The organism is Novipirellula sp. (assembly GCF_041583735.1).
Classification (GTDB): Bacteria; Planctomycetota; Planctomycetia; order Pirellulales; family Pirellulaceae; genus Novipirellula.
Genome location: NZ_JBFHFD010000819.1, coordinates 1 through 3,275, shown reverse-complemented (window position 1 = coordinate 3,275; position 3,275 = coordinate 1). Strand labels below are relative to the sequence as shown.

General features: G+C 57.9%; 3 protein-coding genes. 2 read left to right on the top strand and 1 reads right to left on the bottom strand.

The features are described 5' to 3' along the window. Positions 1 to 84: 84 nt before the first annotated feature. Positions 85 to 600, top strand: coding sequence for a hypothetical protein (locus ABX962_RS33215; RefSeq protein WP_372725974.1), 516 nt, complete (start codon positions 85 to 87; stop codon positions 598 to 600). Positions 601 to 615: 15 nt separating this feature from the next. Here ABX962_RS33215 and ABX962_RS33210 read toward each other — a convergent pair whose 3' ends face one another. Next, positions 616 to 2,073, bottom strand: a complete 1,458-nt coding sequence (locus ABX962_RS33210) for a folylpolyglutamate synthase/dihydrofolate synthase family protein (RefSeq protein WP_372725973.1) — start codon at positions 2,071 to 2,073, stop codon at positions 616 to 618. A gap of 299 nt (positions 2,074 to 2,372) precedes the next feature. Here ABX962_RS33210 and ABX962_RS33205 point away from each other — a divergent pair. Next, a partial coding sequence (locus ABX962_RS33205; RefSeq protein WP_372725972.1) for an ABC transporter ATP-binding protein occupies positions 2,373 to 3,275 on the top strand: 903 nt, incomplete at its 3' end.

The window sequence follows — 3,275 nt, the reverse complement described above, 5'->3', positions numbered from 1 at the left end:
TGAGGGCCGGGGGTGGCGGTCGATTTAATGATAACCGTATCTCGGGTCGGTTGAATTAGATAACACGGTTTTCTTGGGTGAAGAATGCAAACGATTATTTTAGCCCAAATGCAGCAGGCGCAGCTATTGATGTTGGCCGGGTTCGTGATGTTGGGGTGGGTGCTGGCCCGCCGCCAGATCGCGTTGCGAAAACGGGTCACTCAGGATTCGCGGGCCGCGAACCGGGAACTCAAGGCGATTCAGAAACGCAAAGATCCTGTGGCGCCCCTTTCCGATGCGCCCGTGGAAACTCAGCGTTGGCAGGTCGCAATGTTTGATCTGCAGCGTGAATTGACCGCCGAACTCGATACCCGCATCGCCGTTGTGCAGACGTTGTTGCGACAGGTGGACGAGCGGATCGAGACGCTCGCGACCGCAGAGTCTGCAGCATCAGGCTCCAGCACCGATGCGGCTGCCGCGACTCGCTCGGTGCTGCAGCTGAGAATCGCCGCGTTGAGTCACTCGGGACTGACAGCTCAAGAGATCAGCGAGCAGCTCGAATTGCCGGTCGGTGACGTCGAACTGATGCTAGGGGCCAGCCCGGTCTCGCAAAATCAATAGCGTTCGCTTTATGTCTTAGCCGGTTTCAGGACGCTGCAGACCGAGGATCCACTCTCGCGCTTCGGCGGCGAGAAAGAATGAGCCGCAGATCACCAGGGCACCGCCGGGGCTGGCGAGTTCCCGCCCGCGTCGGCACGCATCGATCGCATCGGCGATGACATGCGTGCGAAGACGATCGGGGGTGGGCACCATCGCTAACATCTCGTCGGGTTCGCGGTAACGCGGGTTGCCACTGTATTTGGTCAGCACAAGATGCTTCGCCTTGGGGGCCAAGGCCGCGAGCATCGGTTCGGCTGACTTGTCCCGGCTGGTTCCAAACACAATCGTGATTTCGCGGTCGGGCAAACGATCGTTGATCGTTTTGATCAAAGCCGCCACGGAGTCCTCGTTATGAGCGGCATCGACAATCGCGATCACGTCATCGTCCAAATTGAAACGCTCAATCCGTGCGGTGCAGTTCAACGAGGCCAATCCCGACGCAAAGGCGGTTTCGGGAATCGAGAGCCCCGATTCGGCTAACAGGTCGGCCACGGCGATCGCCACGGCGGCGTTGCGAGCTTGGTGATCGCCCTCCATCGCCAATGCCACTTCGTGGGAATCACGAAGCGGGGCGGTGCGACCTTGATAGCAGAGTTTGGATCCCCAATCGGAATTCGGTTCGATTGAAATGGTAAAGTCACCGGCCGATTGCACGGCGACGGCACGAGGCTCCCCAACCGGGGCGGTGGTTTCCCCTGTTTGGTAGGTTTCCGCTAGCTGGTACAGCGGGGCGTTTTTGTTTGCGGCCGTACGCCGGATCACCTCGATCGCTTCAGGGCGGACGACGCTCGAGACGACCGGAACCTTCGGTTTGATGATCCCTGCTTTTTCGGCCGCAATCTCAGCGATCGTGTTGCCCAACACGTGTTGGTGATCGAGTCCGATGCTGGTAATCGCGGTCACCGAAGACGAAAACACGTTCGTGCTGTCGAGTCGTCCGCCGAGTCCGACCTCCAGGATGATGGCATCACACGCTTGAGACTGAAAATGCAGCATCGCCATGGCCGTGGTCAGCTCGAAAAACGTCGGTCCCGAGCCCGCTTCTTGATCCATTTCCTCGACCACGCTGCGAATCCGCTCGACTAAGCTGACGATTTCGATGGCGGTGCAAGGGACATGGTTGATCTGAAATCGCTCTTCCAGCTCCTTGAGATGGGGCGAGGTGTACAGCCCGGTGCGATAGCCCGCTTTGCTGAGGATCCCGGCGACCATGGCGGCGGTCGATCCTTTGCCCTTCGTGCCGGCGATATGGACAAGCGGGATGGGGGGGATCGGCGAATTTGCATGGACATGGTCCCCCAATCCGATCCGCTGGGCCAGTTCGGCCATGCGGCGCAGCCGAAATGGATACCTCGCCGGCGTCGTCGAAATCCGTTCGTAATTGATCCGCTCGTACAGGAAATGGAGCGAGTCTTGGTAGCCAGGGGCAGTCATGAACGTGAAACGACACGAGACGAGGGATGCAGCCGATGGAGGCTCTGCGGCTCTGGCTTCCGAAGCCAGAGCGTGTTTTTTAGGCTTTCGGGTAGCGGATTGGCAATCCGTGATGCGTCGCAGAGTGCGGTTTTGGCAGTGTCCAACACAAACCTGAACTATTCCATGGTTAAAAATCCGAACCCTTTCCAGGACGACGCCGTAACGTAAAAACCTTCGGAACCGGGCATTTTATTCCCCCGGATTCCGAATCGTTACGATCCCATTTTTCTTCTTCTCAACACAGAAAGCGTTTGCTCGTGGATACCGATGCTGCTGCGGTCGCTGAGTCTGCCGGCCAACCCGCTCCGAATAGTGCTGCGGACACCGATTCGGGGGTGGTCATTGAAACCCGAAACCTGAGCAAGATCTATCGCGACTTTTGGGGCCGAAAAAAGGTCCACGCGCTCAAGTCGCTCGATATCGAAGTTCGCCGTGGCGAAATCTTCGGGTTGCTCGGCCCCAACGGTAGCGGCAAATCGACGACGATCAAATTGATCCTCGGGTTGTTGTTCCCGACCAGTGGCCGAGTGCTGGTGTTTGACAAGGACGCAACCGAGACGAGCAAGAACGAGCGAATCGGCTACCTGCCCGAAGAATCGTATCTGTACAAATTTTTGACGGCCGAGGAAACACTCGATTTCTATGGCCGGCTGTTCAATATGTCGGGCGCTCAGCGAAAGAAACGCGTTGACGAATTGATCAAGTTGGTGGGGCTGCAAGGCGCCAAGCACCGCCAGCTTCGCGAATACAGTAAAGGGATGACGCGACGAGTCGGTTTGGCTCAGGCGTTGATCAACGATCCCGACCTGATTTTGCTCGACGAACCGACCACAGGCCTCGACCCGATCGGGACTCGAGAGATGAAGGACTTGATCCTCGCCCTGCGTGACCAAGGCAAGACCGTTCTGCTCTGCAGCCACCAACTCGCCGATGTTCAAGACGTTTGCGACCGAGTCGCGATTCTGCATCAGGGCGAGTTGAAGGAGCTCGGGCGTGTTTCGGATCTGTTGAAGGTCCAAGACATCACCGAAGTTCACGCTCGCGGACTCAGCGAAGCGGCCAAGACCGAGATCGCCGATGTGATCAAACGGCACGGCGGAACGGTCGAATCGATCGACAACCCGACGACAACGATGGAAGACCTGTTCTTGAACATTGTT